Genomic DNA, 16340 nt, shown 5'->3' with positions numbered 1-16340 from the left:
CTGTCCAAGGAGGAGAGCCATGCCCGCATCCACCATTTATGACCTGCCGATCTCCGGCATGACCTGCGCCAGCTGTGCCGGCCGGGTCGAGCGCGCCCTGCGCAAGGTCACCGGCGCTGAACAGGTCAGCGTCAACCTCGCCACCGAACAGGCCCGGGTCCAGGCCCCGGCCAACAGCCTGCCCGCCCTGGTCGATGCCGTGCGCGAAGCCGGCTACGGCGTGCCCACCCGTACCGTCGAACTGCAGATTGGCGGCATGACCTGCGCCAGCTGCGTCGGCCGCGTAGAGCGCGCCCTGGGTAAACTGCCCGGGGTCGAGCAGGTCAGCGTCAACCTGGCCAGCGAACGCGCGCACCTCGAGGTGCTCACGGCCCTCGACGACAACCTGCTGATCGACGCCGTGCACAAGGCTGGCTACAGCGCCAGCCTGCCGCAAACGGCCAAGGACGACCAAAGCGCGGCCCAGCGCCGCCTGCGCAAAGAGCGCCTCGCAGTCGGCGCAGCCTTGCTGTTGGCCCTGCCGCTGGTATTGCCAATGCTGGTGCAGCCATTCGGCCTGCACTGGATGTTGCCTGCATGGGCGCAGTTCCTGCTGGCCACGCCCGTGCAGTTCATTCTCGGTGCCCGCTTCTACATAGCCGCCTGGAAAGCCGTGCGCGCCGGTGCCGGCAACATGGACCTGCTGGTGGCCCTGGGCACCAGCGCTGGCTATGGCTTGAGCCTGTACCAGTGGGCGCAGGCCCCCGCCGGCATGGCCCCACACCTGTATTTTGAAGCTTCAGCCGTGGTGATTGCCCTGGTATTGCTGGGCAAGTACCTGGAAAGCCGTGCCAAGCGCCAGACCGCCAGTGCCATCCGCGCCCTTGAGGCACTGCGCCCGGAACGCGCCCTGCGTGTAGTCGACGGCCAGGAGCAAGACGTGGCCATCGCCCAACTGCGCCTGGGCGACCTGGTACTGGTCAAGCCCGGCGAGCGTTTCCCGGTCGATGGTGTGGTCGAAGACGGCAGCAGCCATGCCGATGAAGCCCTTATCAGCGGCGAAAGCCTGCCGGTGCCCAAGCAACCCGGCGACAGTGTCACCGGGGGCGCCATCAATGGCGAAGGCCGGTTGCTGGTGCGCACCCAGGCGCTGGGCACCGAAACGGTACTGGCCCGTATCATCCGCCTGGTCGAAGACGCCCAGGCCGCCAAGGCGCCGATCCAGAAGCTGGTCGACCGGGTCAGCCAGGTGTTCGTCCCGGCCGTGCTGGTACTGGCCCTGATCACCCTGATCGGCTGGTGGCTGGCCGGCGCACCGCTGGAAACCGCACTGATCAACGCCGTTGCCGTGCTGGTCATCGCCTGCCCCTGTGCCCTCGGCCTGGCCACACCTGCAGCAATCATGGCTGGCACCGGGGTTGCCGCCCGCCACGGTATCCTGATCAAGGACGCCGAAGCCCTGGAGCGGGCCCATGCGGTCAACCGCGTGGTCTTCGACAAGACCGGCACGCTTACCTCCGGCAGCCCGCGGGTTGTCCACAGCCAGGCGCAAGTGGGCAGCAGCGCCGACCTGCACCGCCTGGCCGGCGCCTTGCAGCGCGGCAGTGAGCACCCACTCGCCAAGGCGGTGCTGGATGCCTGCGCCGAACAAGGGCTGGATGTGCCAAGCGTTACCGACAGCCAGTCGCTGACCGGGCGCGGCATTGCCGGGCGTGTAGAGGGCCGCGAGCTGGCCCTGGGCAACCGCCGCTTGCTCGACGAAAGCGCCCTGCAACCCGGTGACCTGGCCGCCAAGGCCCAGGCCTGGGAAGCCGAGGGGCGCACCCTGTCGTGGCTGATCGAACGCGGCACGCAACCCCGTGTGCTGGGCCTGTTCGCCTTTGGTGACAGCCTCAAGCCCGGCGCCGCGCAGGCCATAAACACCCTGCGCGCACGGCACATCAGCAGCCACCTGCTGACCGGCGACAACCGCGGCAGCGCCAAAGTGGTGGCCGACGCCCTGGGCATCGACGATGTGCATGCCGAAGTGCTGCCAGCCGACAAGGCCGCCACCGTGGCCGCGCTGAAGCAGGATGGCGTGGTCGCCATGGTGGGCGATGGCATCAACGACGCCCCGGCCCTGGCGGCCGCCGATATCGGCATTGCCATGGGTGGCGGCACCGACGTGGCCATGCAGGCCGCCGGCATCACCCTGATGCGTGGCGACCCGCGTCTGGTCCCCGCCGCGCTGGAAATCAGCCGCAAGACCTACGCCAAAATCCGCCAGAACCTGTTCTGGGCGTTCATCTATAACCTGATCGGTATCCCGCTGGCTGCACTGGGTTACCTCAACCCGGTACTGGCTGGCGCCGCCATGGCCCTGTCCAGCGTCAGCGTGGTCAGCAACGCGCTGTGGCTCAAGGCGTGGAAACCCACCAGCACCAACGAGGAAGCGCCATGAACATCGGCCAGGCCGCCCGCCGCAGCGGGCTTAGCACCAAGATGATCCGTTATTACGAATCCATCGGCCTGCTCAAGCCTGCCACGCGCAGCGACAGCGGCTACCGCCTGTACCAGGCAGAAGACTTGCACAGCCTGGCCTTCATCAAGCGCTCCCGCGACCTGGGCTTTTCACTGGAAGAGGTCGGCAAGCTGCTGACCCTGTGGCAGGACCGCCAACGTGCCAGCGCCGATGTGAAGGCGCTGGCCATGCAGCACATCGACGAGCTGAACCGGCGTATCGAGGAGTTGATGAGCCTGCGCGACACCCTTGGCGAGCTGGTTTCGCATTGCCAGGGGGACGACCGCCCGGACTGCCCGATCCTCAAGGACCTGGCCAATGGCGCTGCTGGAGGCTGCTGTCACTGATCAGTCACCAGCGCTTGGTATGCCAAAAGCGTCCAAACGCGACCGAATAGTCACCAACCGCGACTTTATCCAATAAATACAGGCGTTTTGCTTCATAAAACCCGGATGCTGCCGATGTACTGGCTACCTGCCTCGTGTGTCGAAAATAAAAAATTCCGGGAGCGTCGATGAGCATCAAACAGAAACTGACCTGGGCATTCGCGGTCATCGCCGGCTTGCCCATCGTCCTCGTGGCCACACTTGTGGTCCTCAACCTGCGCGGCGAAGCCCGCGACGGATTCCTCGACGGTAGCAGCCGGGAAATTCGCCAGGTCAGCAACGCGATGAACATCTTCTTCCAGGGCATCAACCAGAACGTCGAGTACATGGCTTCGCAGCCAATGGTCGCCGCCACCGGCAGCGAGCTGAACAAGTACACGAGCGCCGCGCCGTCCTACGAACTGGGCGAGCAGGCCAGCAAGCTCCTCGACTTCATGACCCGCCTGGCCAACTCGCATCCCGCCTACGCCTACCTGTCTTACGGGGTGAACGACGGCGGCTACACGGGCTGGCCGGCCGGGCAGAAGTTCGTCAATTACGACCCACGCACCCGCCCTTGGTACCAGTTGGCCATGGCCAACCCTGGCAAGACCGTGCGTACCGGCGCCTACTACTGGGCCGCCGACGACGCGGTACTGGTCAGCACCGTGCGGGCCGTGGCCAACCAGTTGGGCAACCCCGGCGGCGTGGTCAACATCGACGTATCGCTCAAAGGCCTGACCGAGATCGTCAAACAGATCAAGCTGGGTGAAAGCGGCTACCTGATGCTGGTCGAAAGCAACGGCAACGTCATGGTCGACCCACGCGACGCCGCTCACAACTTCAAGCAGCTGGCCAGCTTCGGCGACGGCTATGCCGCGCTGGCCAAGGCCGGCAAAGGCCTGGTAGAGGTCGAGCTCAATGGCGTGCGCTACATGGCCAACGTCTACCCCGATGAGCAATTGGGCTGGACCTTCATCGGCCTGATCGAGCAAAGCGAAGTGATGCAGACCACCACCCGGCTGACCTGGCTGATCGGGGTCATCGCCGTGGTGCTGGCCGCGCTGTTCGCAGTGGTCGGTGCCGCCTTCGCCAAGCTGATCGTGCGCCCGATCAACAGCGTCACCAGCGGCCTGGAAGACATTGCCCAGGGCGAGGGTGACCTGACCCGCAACCTGGAAATCCGTGGCCGCGACGAAACCGCGCAACTGGCCAGCTGGTTCAACCAGTTCCTTGGTGCCATTCGCAGCCTGATCCAGCACATTGGCGCAGCTGCCGGCAAAATCCTCAGCACCTCCAGCAGTTCGACCCGGGTTTCCAGCGACATGGCCGAGGCCGCTGGCCGCCAGCGCGAAGCCGTGGACATGGTGTCCACCGCCTTCCACGAAATGGTCGCCACCGCCAACGAAGTGGCCCGGTCCTGCAGCCAGGCGGCGCAGTCGGCCGACAGCGGTCAGCAGCAAGCCCGCGAAGGCCAGCAGCAGATCGATGCCGCCGTGCAAAGCGTCGACCGCCTGAGCCACGAAATCGAACAGTCCGCGCAGTCGATCCAGCAGCTGGAGCGTGACAGCAACGCCATCCAGTCGATCCTCGGCACCATCCGCTCGATTGCCGAACAGACCAACCTGCTGGCCCTCAACGCGGCCATCGAAGCAGCCCGTGCCGGTGAGCAGGGCCGCGGATTTGCCGTGGTGGCCGACGAAGTGCGGGCCCTGGCCAAGCGCACTGCCGACTCCACCGCCGAAATCGACGGCCTGCTGGGCAACCTGGCCAGCCGCACCGCCGAAGTGGCTGATCAGATGCATGCCAGCCTGGAAGTGTCGCAGCAGTCGGTGAGCCGTATCGGCCTGGCCCGCGACAGCTTCGGGCAAATCCGTGAGTCGGTGGATGTGATCCGCGACATGAACACGCAGATCGCCACGGCGGCCGAGGAACAGCACCAGGTGGCCGAGGACATCAACCGGCACATCAGCCAGATCCACGGCGATGCGCAGCTGGTGGCCGAACTGGCCCAGGCGGCGCGCCAGGACTCCGAGAGCCTGGCGGGGCTGTCCAATGAGCTGGATTCGCTGGTGCGCAGGTTCCGTACCTGATGCGTTGCCTGTACCGGCCCTATCGCCGGCAAGCCAGCTCCCACAGGACCCCGCTGCCCTCAGGGGCTGTGCAGTCCCTGTGGGAGCTGGCTTGCCGGCGATAGGGCCGGTACAGGCAAACAATGCCTAGAGTTTCAACTCGCCAGGGGTAGCCCCAAACAGCTGCTTGAAGGCCGCAATGTAAGCCGAGGTGGAGTCATACCCACACCCCAGCGCCGCCTCGGTCACATTCTCCCCCGCCTCCAGCAACGCCAGCGACGACAACAGCCGCATGCGCTGCCGCCAGTTGCGAAAGCTCAACCCCGTCTCGCGCTGGAACAGCCGCATCAGCGTCTTCTCCGAACACCCCAGCTCCCGCGCCCATTGCTGCAAAGTCTGCGGCTGGTCCGGCGCGGCGATCAAACCGTTGCACAGGGCCAGCAACCCAGGGTGGCGTGGCAGCGGCAGCGAAAACCCGACTTCCGGCAAGGTGCGCAGCTGGTCGAGCAGCACCGCCACCAGACGCGCCTCGGCGCTGTCATCCTCGGGGTAGTCCGGCGGCAACAGGCAGAACTGCTTGATCAGCTCGCGCGCCAGCGGGGTCACTTCCAGCACCCGACATTGCTCCGGTGCCCATGGGCAGGCATCGCGGCGCACGTACAGGCTGCGCATCTCTGCCTTCATTGAAGTGACCACTTCGTGTTCGGCATCGGCAGGGATCCACACACCCCACTGGGGCGGAGCAAAGTAGCTGCCGTCCCGGGTGTATACGCCCAGTACGCCGCTGATGGCGTAGGAAAATTGCACCCAGTCGTGCTGGTGGCGGGTGGTCCAGGAGCCGGCGCCGAGGCTTTCGGCACGGGCATAGAGGGGCCTGGGCAAGTGGTCCAGCGCAGGAATGGCGCGAGGATGTCCGATGATCGGCATGGCGGTTTCTTGTAGTTCTGAGCAGACAAGCCTAACAGCTGGGGGAAATGACTGTGACATCTGTGCCGCCTTCTTCGCGGGCTCGCCCGCTCCCACAGGTCCATCGCTGCAACTAAAGGCGGTGCTGTACCTGTGGGAGCGGGCAAGCCCGCGAAGAGGCCAGTACAATTGATCTGGTACTTACCCTTACAACACCACCTTAACTACCTAACTCGTTGAATCTCAAGGAGTTTGTCGTTCCGATGTCGCTGGAAGTGGGGCGCATTATAAGGGGATTCGAAACCCCGTCAACCTTTAATTTCAAGAAACCTTAATATCGCTGAAAAGCAAAGCAGGGAGGCCTGTCGGCCTCCCTGCTTTTATATAGCACCAGCCGTTTCTAGAGCACGCCGGCATCGCGCAAGCGCTGCACCTCACCTGCCTCGAGCCCCAGCACTTCCCCCAGTACCGCCCCGGTGTGCTCACCCAGCAGCGGCGGCGCCCGCCGATACTCCACTGGCGTCTCCGACAGCCGTATAGGGCTGGCCACCTGCGGCACGCTACCCGCCAGCGGATGCGGAATGTTAACCGCCAACCCCCGCGCCAACACCTGAGGGTCCTGGAACATCTGCGCCAAGTCATTGATAGGCCCGCACGGCACCCCCGCAGCCTCCAGCTGGGCCACCCATTCGGCGGTTGTCTTGAACACCGTGGCCTGGCGAATCAGTGGAATCAGCTCGGCCCGGTTGGCCACCCGCTGCTTATTAGTAAGGAAGCGCGGATCGTCCGCCCATTGTGGCTGCCCGGCCACTTCTGCAAACTTGCGGAACTGGCTGTCGTTGCCCACGGTAAGAATGAAGTCGCCATCCGCCGTCGGGAAGTCCTGGTAGGGCACTATATTAGGGTGCGCATTGCCCAGGCGCCGAGGCGGGTTGCCCGTGGTCAGGTAGTTCATGGCCTGGTTCGCCAGGCAGGCTACCTGTACATCAAGCAACGCCATGTCCACATGCTGGCCCACCCCGGTCTGCTCCCGATGGGCAAGGGCGGCAAGCATGGCCACCGTGGCGTACAGCCCGGTAAGGATGTCGGTAAGTGCCACACCCACCTTCACCGGCCCCGCACCTTCCTCACCCTCCGGTCTGCCGGTCAGGCTCATCAGCCCACCCAGCCCCTGGATCATGAAGTCATAACCGGCGCGCTTGGCATACGGCCCGGTCTGGCCGAAACCTGTAATGGAGCAATAGATAAGCCGCGGATTGATCGCCTTCAGGCTCTGGTAGTCCAGCCCGTAGGCAGCCAAACCGCCCACCTTGAAGTTCTCGATGACAATATCGGACTTCGCCGCCAACTCACGCACCAGGCGCTGCCCTTCAGGCCGGGTGAAGTCGATGGTCACCGAACGCTTGTTACGGTTGGCCGACAGGTAGTAAGCCGCCTCGCTTGTGTTCTCCCCCTCGGCATCCTTGAGGAAGGGCGGCCCCCATGCGCGGGTATCGTCACCACTGCCCGGGCGCTCCACCTTGATAACGTCAGCGCCCAGGTCAGCGAGAATCTGGCCAGACCAGGGGCCGGCCAACACGCGCGAAAGGTCCAGCACCCGCAGATGTGATAGCGCGCCCATGGGCTGGCTCCTTATTAATAGAAGGCCTGGATACCGGTCTGCGCACGCCCAAGGATCAGCGCATGCACGTCGTGAGTCCCTTCATAGGTGTTGACCACCTCCAGGTTTACCAGGTGACGGGCCACACCAAACTCATCGGAGATGCCGTTGCCACCCAGCATGTCGCGCGCCATGCGGGCGATATCCAGCGCCTTGCCGCAGGAGTTGCGCTTCATGATCGAGGTAATTTCCACTGCAGCGGTCCCTTCATCCTTCATACGCCCCAGGCGCAGGCAGCCTTGCAGGGCCAGGGTGATTTCGGTCTGCATGTCGGCCAGCTTCTTCTGGATCAGCTGGTTGGCAGCCAGAGGGCGACCGAACTGCTGGCGGTCCAGGGTGTACTGACGCGCGGTGTGCCAGCAGGCTTCGGCAGCGCCCAGCGCCCCCCACGAGATGCCATAACGGGCTGAGTTGAGGCAGGTGAACGGGCCCTTGAGGCCGCGCACATCCGGGAAGATGTTCTCTTCTGGCACAAACACATTGTCCATGACCACTTCGCCGGTGATCGAGGCGCGCAGGCCGACCTTGCCGTGGATTGCCGGGGCGCTGAGGCCCTGCCAGCCTTTTTCCAGGACAAAGCCGCGGATATCCCCTGCATCGTCCTTGGCCCAGACCACGAATACATCAGCGATCGGGCTGTTGGTGATCCACATCTTGCTCCCGGTCAGGCGGTAACCGCCGTCGACCTTCCTGGCACGGGTGATCATCGAGCCTGGGTCGGAGCCATGGTTAGGCTCGGTCAGGCCGAAACAACCGATCCACTCGCCACTGGCCAGCTTGGGCAGGTACTTCTGCTTTTGTGCCTCGGTACCGAACTCGTTGATCGGCACCATCACCAGCGACGACTGCACGCTCATCATCGAGCGGTAACCCGAGTCGATACGCTCAACCTCACGGGCGATCAGGCCATAGCACACGTAGTTCAGCCCGCTGCCGCCGTATTGCTCCGGAATGGTGGCACCCAGCAGGCCAATTTCACCCATCTCGCGGAAGATCGCCGGGTCGGTCTGCTCGTGGCGGAAGGCCTCGAGCACACGCGGGGCCAGCTTGTCCTGGGCGAACTGATAAGCGCTGTCACGCACCATGCGCTCTTCTTCAGTGAGCTGCTGATCCAGCAGCAGCGGGTCGATCCAGTGGAAGCTTGCTTTACCGGCCATGAGCGAAATCCTCGAAATAGGGGGCAGTTTCTTGTGCCTTTGAGCCTAGGCCTGATCGGCCGCCGGGACAAACGAGGATTGCGCACCCATTAGTGATAATTTGTCACTTCGTAAATCGGTAAAACACCTTGAAAACAGCCTGACGAGTGAGGTTGACGTACATGCGCCGCAAGATCCCCAGCACCGCTGCCCTGGTTTGCTTCGAGGCGGCGGCGCGCCACGAGAGCTTTACCAAGGCTGCCCAGGAACTCGCCCTGACCCAGGGTGCCGTTTGTCGGCAGATTGGCGGCCTCGAGGCCTTCCTCAATGTGGAACTGTTCCGCCGTTCGCGCCGCGGCGTGAAGCTGACCGAAGCCGGCCTTTCCTACAGCCGCCAGGTTGCCGCCCAACTGGACGCCGTAGAGCGCGACACCCTGTCGGTGATGGGCCAGCAGGGCGCCAGCGTGATCGAACTGGCCGTAGTGCCTACCTTTGGTACCCAATGGCTGCTTCCGCGCCTCAAGGACTTCCAGCAACGCCACCCCGAGGTCACGGTCAACCTCACCAACCGTACCCGGCCATTCCTGTTCGCCGACACCCCCTTCGATGCCGCGATCTATTTCGGTGATGCCGACTGGTCTGGCACGCAGTCGCACCGGCTGATGGGAGAAAACCCGGTCCCCGTCTGCAGCCCGGCATTGCTGGCCGGGCAGGGCATGCTTGAAGCACAGCGCATCGCCCAACTGCCACTGCTGCAGCAAAGCACGCGCCCCTACGCCTGGCGGCAGTGGTTCGGCAGTTTGGGGATGAATGTGGAACGCGACATGACAGGCCCACGTTATGAACTATTCTCGATGCTCGCCCAGGCGGCGATACATGAAATGGGGATCGCGCTGATTCCGCCGTTCCTGATCCAGCGCGAGCTGGGGGAGGGTAGGTTGGTGGTCGCTAACAGGCATGCCCTGATCAGCGACAAGGCCTACTATCTGATGATTCCGGAGCGCAAGGTAGAGTCGGCCTCGCTGCGCGCATTCCGCGACTGGCTGGTGAGCCAGGCCCAGGCCTACGCCGCAACAACCTGACCAAGTGCGACAAATTGACCCTGTAGTCAATTATTTTAAACACCTACAGATATATGTATTTGTCGCATATCCATAAACTGTTATGCCGGTCTGAAAAAACCCTTTAACCCTGCTAACTACGCGTCTTTGCGGGCTATTTTGCGACATTCACCGTGCCGTAAGCGTATTGACTCAAATATTTTTGATTTTTTCTCCTAATCTCCCAATAGCCCATGTTTGACGGGGCGCAGCCTTACCGCTGCGACAAGCGGTCACAGGGTGACTTGTAGTTTTAACTTCGTTTCGCTCCATAACCGGTTGAAGGCCCGGGGGTTCGTCTGCAAAATGCTTCGCCCGCCCGGGATTCGGCGGGTCGGCGCTCCACAGCCGCCCCAGCGCACCATCCGAAGTGTGCTGGTTCTTACAAAGACAAAAGGTCACCGCAGGAGAAATAGTCGTGCACATTGGTGTTCCTCTCGAGACGCAGACCGGTGAGACAAGGGTCGCTGCGACCCCGGAAACCATCAAGAAACTGATTGGCCAGGGCCATCAGGTCACCGTCCAACGGGGGGCAGGGCTCAACGCCAGCATTCCGGACAGTGCCTATGAGGCCGTGGGCGCTTCCCTTGGGAGCGCAGCCGATGCCTACGGCGCCCAATTGGTACTCAAGGTGGTCGCCCCCAACGACCAGGAGCTGGCCCTGATCAACAGTGGCAGCCTCCTGGCGGGCATGCTCAACCCCTTCAACAGCGAACTGATCGGCAAGATGGCCGAACGCGGCATCACCGCTTTCGCCCTGGAAGCCGCGCCACGCACCTCGCGGGCGCAGAGCCTGGACGTGCTGTCGTCACAGGCCAACATCGCCGGTTACAAGGCCGTGCTGCTGGCTGCCCATCACTACCCACGCTTCATGCCCATGCTGATGACCGCCGCCGGTACCGTGAAGGCCGCGCGCGTGCTGATCCTGGGGGCAGGCGTTGCCGGCCTGCAGGCTATCGCCACCGCCAAGCGTCTGGGTGCGGTGATCGAAGCGTCCGACGTACGCCCGGCCGTGAAGGAACAAATCGAGTCGCTGGGTGCCAAGTTCATCGACGTGCCTTACGAGACCGATGAGGAACGCGAGTGCGCCGAAGGCGTCGGCGGTTACGCCCGCCCCATGCCGGCCAGCTGGATGCAACGCCAGGCCCAGGCCGTGCACGAGCGCGCCAGGCAGGCGGACATCGTCATCACCACCGCACTGATCCCCGGCCGCAAGGCACCAACCCTGCTCAGCGCCGAAACCGTCGCGCAGATGAAGCCCGGTTCGGTGGTCATCGACCTCGCTGCAGCCCAGGGTGGCAACTGCCCGCTCACCGTTGCTGACCAGGTGGTAAAGGAAAACGGCGTGACCATCGTCGGCCCGACCAACCTGCCGGCCCAGCTGGGTGCCGATGCTTCGGCGCTGTATGCGCGCAACCTGCTGGACTTCATGAAGCTGCTGTTCGACAAAGACGGCGCGCTGGTCATCAACCTCGAAGACGACATCGTCGCGGCCTGCCTCATGTGCCGTGATGGTCAAGTCGTCCGCAAGAACGGCTAAGGAGCACGACAATGGAAGACATGCTGATTTCCCATGGCATCTACAACCTGATCATCTTCGTGCTGGCCATCTATGTGGGCTACCACGTGGTGTGGAACGTCACCCCGGCGCTGCACACGCCGCTGATGGCCGTGACCAACGCCATCTCTGCCATCGTTATCGTCGGCGCCATGCTGGCCGCCGCCCTCACCGTGACCCCTGCCGGCAAGCTGATGGGCACGCTCGCCGTGGCCCTGGCCGCGGTCAATGTGTTCGGTGGCTTCCTGGTCACCCGCCGCATGCTTGAGATGTTCAAGAAGAAAGCCAAGAACGAGGGGCAGAAGTAAGCATGAGCATGAATCTGGTAACACTTCTGTACCTGGTCGCTTCGGTGTGCTTCATCCAGGCGCTCAAGGGCCTGTCGCACCCGACCACCTCGCGGCGCGGCAACCTGTTCGGCATGATCGGCATGGGCATCGCCATGCTCACCACGGTTGGCCTCATTTATAAGCTCGGGGCTGAACTTGCAACGGCGGGCATCGGCTACGTCATCGTCGGCCTGCTGGTCGGTGGTACCGCCGGTTCGATCATGGCCAAGCGCGTCGAGATGACCAAGATGCCGGAACTGGTCGCCTTCATGCACAGCATGATCGGCCTGGCTGCCGTGTTCATCGCCATCGCCGCCGTGCTGGAACCGCAGTCGATGGGCATCGTTGCCGCCATAAGCGACCCGATCCCCACCGGCAACCGCCTGGAGCTGTTCCTGGGCGCGGCCATCGGTGCTGTTACCTTCTCAGGTTCGGTGATCGCCTTCGGCAAGCTGTCGGGCAAGTACAAGTTCCGCCTGTTCCAGGGCGCTCCGGTACAGTTCCCTGGCCAGCACAAGCTGAACCTGATCCTCGGCCTGACCACCATCGCCCTGGGCCTGCTGTTCACCTTCACCGGTCATTACAGCGCCTTCACCCTGATGCTGGCCCTGGCCTTCGTCATGGGCGTACTGATCATCATCCCGATCGGCGGCGCCGACATGCCGGTGGTGGTGTCGATGCTAAACAGCTATTCGGGCTGGGCAGCGGCCGGTATCGGCTTCTCCCTGAACAACTCGATGCTGATCATCGCAGGCTCGCTGGTGGGTTCGTCCGGTGCCATCCTCTCGTACATCATGTGCAAGGCGATGAACCGCTCGTTCTTCAACGTCATCCTCGGTGGCTTTGGCGGGGATACCAGTGCCAGCGCGGCGCAAGGCTCGAAAGAGCAGCGCCCGGTGAAGTCCGGTTCGGCCGACGATGCCACCTTCCTGCTCAGCAACGCCGACAGCGTGATCATCGTCCCGGGCTACGGCCTGGCAGTGGCCCGTGCCCAGCACGCGCTGAAGGAACTGACCGAGAAGCTGACCCACAACGGCGTGACCGTGAAGTACGCCATCCACCCGGTGGCGGGCCGCATGCCCGGGCACATGAACGTGCTGCTGGCCGAGGCCGAAGTGCCGTACGATCAGGTGTTCGAGATGGACGACATCAACGCCGAGTTCGGCCAGGCCGACGTGGTGCTGGTGCTGGGCGCCAACGACGTGGTCAACCCGGCGGCGAAGAACGACCCCAAGTCGCCAATCGCCGGCATGCCAATCCTCGAAGCGTTCAAGGCCAAGACCATCATCGTCAACAAACGCTCCATGGCCAGCGGCTATGCTGGCCTGGATAACGAACTGTTCTACCTGGACAAGACCATGATGGTGTTCGGTGACGCCAAGAAGGTCATCGAAGACATGGTCAAGGCGGTGGAGTGACAACCTCTGCTGCAAACCAACTGATATAAAGGAAGCCCCGGTCAGATGCTGCCGGGGCTTTCCTTTTATTGATCCGGATCAATGGCTCTACTTCAAGGCTTCTCATACGACCATGGTCGTGGGACGGCAATGGGCGAAATCTCTAGACTGCGCTGCAGTAGTTTCAGTAGCCCGAGATAACAATCCATGTACCGTGATCGTATCCGCTTGTCCTCCCTGCACAGCAAGGTAATGAGTGCGGCTGATGCCGCTGGTCTGATCGAGGACGGCATGACCGTCGGCATGAGCGGTTTCACCCGCGCCGGCGAAGCCAAGGCCGTACCGCATGCCCTGGCCGAACGTGCCAAGCAATCGCCACTGAAAATCAGCCTGATGACCGGCGCCAGCCTGGGCAACGACCTGGACAAGCAACTGACCGAGGCCGGCGTGCTGGCTCGCCGCATGCCGTTCCAGGTCGACAGCACCCTGCGCAAGGCCATCAACGACGGCCAGGTGATGTTCATCGACCAGCACCTGTCGGAAACCGTCGAACAACTGCGCAACCAGCAGCTGAAGCTGCCGGACATCGCCGTTATCGAAGCCGTGGCCATCACCGAGCAAGGCCACATCGTGCCAACCACTTCGGTAGGCAACTCGGCCAGCTTCGCGATCTTCGCCAAGCAGGTGATTGTCGAGATCAACCTCTCGCACAACCCCAACCTCGAAGGCCTGCACGACATCTATATCCCGACCTACCGCCCGACCCGCACGCCAATCCCGCTGGTCAAGGTCGACGACCGCATCGGCAGCACTGCCATCCCGATCGACCCGGCCAAGATTGTCGGCATCGTCATCAGCAACCAGCCGGACTCGCCGTCCACCGTGCTGCCGCCGGACGACGAAACCCAGGGCATCGCCGACCACCTGATCAACTTCCTCAAGAATGAAGTTGAAGCTGGCCGCATGACCAACAAGCTCGGCCCGCTGCAAGCCGGTATCGGCAGCATCGCCAACGCGGTGATGTGTGGCCTGATCGAGTCGCCGTTCGAAGACCTGACCATGTACTCCGAAGTACTGCAGGACTCCACCTTCGACCTGATCGACGCCGGCAAGCTGAGCTTCGCTTCGGGCAGCTCGATCACCTTGTCCAGCCGCCGCAACGCCGACGTGTTCGGCAACCTGGAGCGGTACAAGGACAAACTGGTGCTGCGCCCGCAAGAAATCTCCAACCACCCGGAAGTGGTACGTCGCTTAGGCATCATTGGTATCAACACCGCACTGGAGTTCGATATCTACGGCAACGTCAACTCCACCCACGTGTGCGGCACCCGGATGATGAACGGCATCGGCGGCTCGGGCGACTTCGCCCGCAACGCCCACCTGGCCGTATTCGTCACCAAGTCGATTGCCAAAGGCGGCGCGATCTCAAGCGTGGTGCCGATGGTCAGCCATGTCGACCACACCGAGCACGATGTGGACATCCTGGTCACCGAGCAAGGCCTGGCCGACCTGCGTGGCCTGGCGCCGCGCGAGCGGGCACGGGCGATCATCGACAACTGCGTGCACCCAGACTACCGCGCTGCGCTGAACGATTACTTCGATCGCGCCTGCCAGCGTGGCGGCCACACCCCGCACATCCTGCGTGAAGCGCTGAGCTGGCACGAGAACCTGGAAGAAACCGGGCGCATGCTGGCTAGCTGATGCAGGCGCGGCCTTGTGTCGCGATGGGCTGTACAGCAGCCCCCTCAAACTCAGCTGTGACATCGCAATTCTGGGGCCGCTCTGCGGCCCTATCGCGACGCAAGGCCGCTCCTACAAGACTGTGCGGCACAGTTCGGCCATCTAAACCGACATAAACTGTTCTACTGTACCGGTTTTCTCCCGGTCCTCGCCGTTCAAAACCCTCTCACGACCTGAAAACGCACCATATTCGTGCAGACCAGTACAGTTGCGCCATTTTCGAGTGCAACAGTAGGGTTACACAGTTAACTGAGCCATCGTCTTTCAACAGAACTGTATCTACTGTTATGGACAACAGAGGAGGATCATTGGCATCAGTTAAATCACTACCTAATCCCGCCATAAGCGGAAGGATGAAGCATCATGGAACGTACCCTCAGTTCCGGTCTGGTTTTTGAAAGCAACGCCCAGCAATCCAACGCCTCGCTGCCGCTGCGCGCACTGTCGACCCTGCTGCTGTGGCAGCGCCGCATGGCCAGCCGCCGTCAACTGGCTCGCCTGGACGGCCGTCTGCTGGCTGACGCCGGTATCAGCGAGTCGCAGCGTTACGAAGAGCTGAGCAAGCCTTTCTGGCGCTAAGCTCCGGCTTGCCGGCTTCGGCCGGCACCGCGAATTCCGAAACCCGTTGCAGGTGACTGCGACGGGTTTTTTATTTCCAGGCCGCGCGCTAGAGCCGTTTTCAGGCTGATAGGTACAGTTTTAACGGCTTTGAATATAGCCAGTACAGTTGTTTGGCGTGCCGTTCATTAACTTCCACAAACAACGGCGCGTGATACGCTTGTCTGAACAGTCTGTTGAAAGCCGCTGTTAAACGTACCGCGACGAGCTGTATGAGCGTCCGATAAGCAGAACCACCCGATCCTAGTCCAGGAGTTCACCATCATGTCCCGTAAATACCTGATTGGCGCCGCCCTGATGCTGAGCCTGGCCGGCACCGCACACGCCACCAGCTTCGTTGTCACCACCGACGCCGTCGTTGGCGCAGTGGCCGCATCCACCGATGCCACTTCCGATATCTCCTCGTCCTTCAAAGACGACAAGATCGTGCAGGCCGCCCGTGACGACGCCGCCAGCTTCGTTGGCAGCCAAGGCGACATCCGCGGTGCCAAACTGGAAAGCGCGTTCCTGCACATCCGCTCGCAGATGCCGGCCCTGCAGGCCAGCGACGCGCAACTGGCCCAGGCCATCCTGGCGCTCTGAGCCCGGCTGAGCCGTTCAGCTGTGCTGGTCCCCCCCAGCACAGCCGCACCCACCTTTGCCGCCCACGTTCCCAGCCGTTGTAGAGCCCATGCGTTATCTGTTGCCGCTGCTGTTCTCCGTTGCCGGCATGGCCAGTGCCCATGCCATGGATACCACCACGCAAAGCCTGGTCATCACCGGCTATGTCACCAGCCAGGTCACCACTGCACCGTTTGATCGCAAGCTGGTTCGCCAGGCGCGCGACGATGCAGCTGCCTTCGTTGCCAGCGACGGCCAGATCCGCGGCGTGCGGCTGGAAGCCGCGCTGGAATCATTACGCCACAATTGTTCGCAGCACGCCGTCGGCGACCTGGAACTGGTGCAGGCAATTCTCGTCCAATAAACACATCTGACTCCCT

14 protein-coding genes and 1 pseudogene are annotated in these 16340 nt (G+C 62.8%); 12 read left to right on the top strand and 3 right to left on the bottom strand.

Features of this window, described 5'->3' with window-relative positions; translation table 11 throughout:
* The first annotated feature begins 19 nt into the window (after positions 1 to 19).
* The 4 genes and pseudogenes from AK81_RS10045 to AK81_RS30780 all read left to right on the top strand — a co-directional run bounded on the left by AK81_RS10045 (position 20) and on the right by AK81_RS30780 (position 4937).
* Complete coding sequence (locus AK81_RS10045) at positions 20 to 2419, top strand: heavy metal translocating P-type ATPase (protein ID WP_043198715.1); 2400 nt, start codon at positions 20 to 22, stop codon at positions 2417 to 2419.
* Positions 2416 to 2826, top strand: coding sequence for a Cu(I)-responsive transcriptional regulator (gene cueR / locus AK81_RS10040; protein WP_043198714.1), 411 nt, complete (start codon positions 2416 to 2418; stop codon positions 2824 to 2826). Before AK81_RS10045 ends, cueR begins: the two co-directional genes overlap by 4 nt.
* A gap of 167 nt (positions 2827 to 2993) precedes the next feature.
* Positions 2994 to 4079 (top strand): annotated as a pseudogene (locus AK81_RS30785) (HAMP domain-containing protein); the annotation flags it as partial.
* A gap of 90 nt (positions 4080 to 4169) precedes the next feature.
* On the top strand, positions 4170 to 4937 hold the full coding sequence (locus AK81_RS30780; protein WP_370529840.1) for a methyl-accepting chemotaxis protein: 768 nt from the start codon (positions 4170 to 4172) through the stop codon (positions 4935 to 4937).
* A 126-nt stretch (positions 4938 to 5063) separates the two neighbouring features.
* On the opposite strand, the gene AK81_RS10030 is transcribed toward AK81_RS30780, so the two are convergent.
* From AK81_RS10030 to AK81_RS10020, 3 genes are all read right to left on the bottom strand, one after another.
* Positions 5064 to 5843 (bottom strand): AraC family transcriptional regulator, encoded by a 780-nt coding sequence (locus AK81_RS10030; RefSeq protein ID WP_043198712.1) that lies wholly within the window; start codon positions 5841 to 5843, stop codon positions 5064 to 5066.
* Positions 5844 to 6222: 379 nt separating this feature from the next.
* Positions 6223 to 7443 (bottom strand): CaiB/BaiF CoA transferase family protein, encoded by a 1221-nt coding sequence (locus AK81_RS10025; protein WP_043198711.1) that lies wholly within the window; start codon positions 7441 to 7443, stop codon positions 6223 to 6225.
* 14 nt (positions 7444 to 7457) lie between these two features.
* Positions 7458 to 8639: an acyl-CoA dehydrogenase gene (locus tag AK81_RS10020; protein WP_016497451.1), complete on the bottom strand. Its 1182-nt coding sequence runs from the start codon at positions 8637 to 8639 to the stop codon at positions 7458 to 7460.
* Positions 8640 to 8800: 161 nt separating this feature from the next.
* Between AK81_RS10020 and AK81_RS10015 the strand changes: the two genes are divergently transcribed.
* From AK81_RS10015 to AK81_RS09980, 8 genes are all read left to right on the top strand, one after another.
* Positions 8801 to 9700: a LysR family transcriptional regulator gene (locus tag AK81_RS10015; RefSeq protein ID WP_043198710.1), complete on the top strand. Its 900-nt coding sequence runs from the start codon at positions 8801 to 8803 to the stop codon at positions 9698 to 9700.
* A gap of 436 nt (positions 9701 to 10136) precedes the next feature.
* On the top strand, positions 10137 to 11258 hold the full coding sequence (locus AK81_RS10010; RefSeq protein ID WP_043198709.1) for a Re/Si-specific NAD(P)(+) transhydrogenase subunit alpha: 1122 nt from the start codon (positions 10137 to 10139) through the stop codon (positions 11256 to 11258).
* Positions 11259 to 11269: 11 nt separating this feature from the next.
* A complete protein-coding gene (locus tag AK81_RS10005) occupies positions 11270 to 11584 on the top strand; it encodes an NAD(P) transhydrogenase subunit alpha (protein ID WP_016484308.1) in 315 nt (104 codons plus the stop codon).
* A gap of 2 nt (positions 11585 to 11586) precedes the next feature.
* Positions 11587 to 13023 carry an NAD(P)(+) transhydrogenase (Re/Si-specific) subunit beta gene (locus AK81_RS10000; protein WP_043198707.1) on the top strand — a complete coding sequence of 479 codons (1437 nt, stop codon included), beginning with the start codon at positions 11587 to 11589 and terminating at the stop codon, positions 13021 to 13023.
* A 186-nt stretch (positions 13024 to 13209) separates the two neighbouring features.
* Positions 13210 to 14703 (top strand): acetyl-CoA hydrolase/transferase family protein, encoded by a 1494-nt coding sequence (locus AK81_RS09995; protein WP_043198706.1) that lies wholly within the window; start codon positions 13210 to 13212, stop codon positions 14701 to 14703.
* A gap of 402 nt (positions 14704 to 15105) precedes the next feature.
* Entirely contained in the window at positions 15106 to 15321 is a 216-nt protein-coding gene (locus tag AK81_RS09990; RefSeq protein WP_016497446.1) for a DUF1127 domain-containing protein, read from the top strand.
* Positions 15322 to 15624: 303 nt separating this feature from the next.
* The gene (locus tag AK81_RS09985; protein WP_043198703.1) at positions 15625 to 15942 is read left to right on the top strand and encodes a DUF2388 domain-containing protein; all 318 of its coding nucleotides are present in this window, start codon (positions 15625 to 15627) and stop codon (positions 15940 to 15942) included.
* 88 nt (positions 15943 to 16030) lie between these two features.
* The gene (locus AK81_RS09980) at positions 16031 to 16324 is read left to right on the top strand and encodes a DUF2388 domain-containing protein (protein ID WP_043198702.1); all 294 of its coding nucleotides are present in this window, start codon (positions 16031 to 16033) and stop codon (positions 16322 to 16324) included.
* Positions 16325 to 16340 lie beyond the last annotated feature (16 nt).

This window comes from Pseudomonas putida W15Oct28, from assembly GCF_000708715.2.
GTDB classification, from domain to species: Bacteria; Pseudomonadota; Gammaproteobacteria; order Pseudomonadales; family Pseudomonadaceae; genus Aquipseudomonas; species Aquipseudomonas putida_R.
Note: the sequence above shows the minus strand (reverse complement) of the source record. Positions and strands in the feature narration are given on the sequence as shown.